The sequence below is a fragment of the Paenibacillus abyssi genome (assembly GCF_014640295.1).
In the GTDB taxonomy this organism is placed as follows: domain Bacteria; phylum Bacillota; class Bacilli; order Paenibacillales; family Paenibacillaceae; genus Paenibacillus_D; species Paenibacillus_D abyssi.
In genome coordinates, this window is record NZ_BMGR01000035.1 from 1 (window position 1) to 829 (window position 829).

An 829-nucleotide genomic window follows, 5' to 3' on the forward strand; every position below is an offset into this window, starting at 1 on the left:
CCAGACCGCTTCGCCTAACCAACACCTTTGTAACTCCATGTGAGACGTCCCACAACCCCAGGAGGCAAGCCCCCTGGTTTGGGCTAATCCGCGTTCGCTCGCCGCTACTGACGGAATCACTATTGTTTTCTCTTCCTCAGGGTACTTAGATGTTTCAGTTCCCCTGGTATGCCTCCTCATCACCTATGTATTCAGTGACGGGTAACTGTCCATTACGACAGCTGGGTTTCCCCATTCGGACATCCCCGGATCAAAGCCTGCTTACGGCTCCCCGAGGCATTTCGCTGTTCGCCGCGTCCTTCTTCGGCTCCTAGTGCCTAGGCATCCTCCGTGCGCTCTTACTAGCTTAACCTAGCTGATTGGCTTGCGTTCGAAACCAGCGTTTCGAATGCAGCATTCAGCGATCGTTGTTAAAACTCAGCTAAAGGATGTTTCATTATCTTTCGCTATCCAGTTTTCAAGGTGCAATCTCGTAAGTGCTAATCGCAGGTTTGTGCGATTCACTTAGCGAGGGATGTGTTGCAACTGTTAATTGCGCTTATGTGCAATTCAGTTGGCAACCAAAGTTCGTAAGTGTTAATCGCATGTTTGTGCGATTCACTTAGCGAGCAATTCGCATAACAAAAAGATGGTTTTTTTTGGTGGAGCCAAGGAGGATCGAACTCCTGACCTCCTGCTTGCAAGGCAGGCGCTCTCCCAGCTGAGCTATGGCCCCAGGCAAATTCCATCAAAACCGAACAAATAGATTCGCGTCATCGACAACTTTGTATCCGGTCATCATCGTGACCGGGTAATTCCTTAGAAAGGAGGTGATCCAGCCGCACCTTCC

At 50.1% G+C, this 829-nt stretch carries 1 tRNA gene and 1 rRNA gene; both read right to left on the reverse strand.

From position 1 onward, the window contains the following. Nucleotides 1–352, reverse strand: a 23S ribosomal RNA gene (locus tag IEW11_RS24725); the annotation flags it as partial. Between the two features lie 287 nt (nt 353–639). After that, nucleotides 640–715 (reverse strand) — tRNA-Ala (locus IEW11_RS24730). Nucleotides 716–829: the final 114 nt, after the last annotated feature.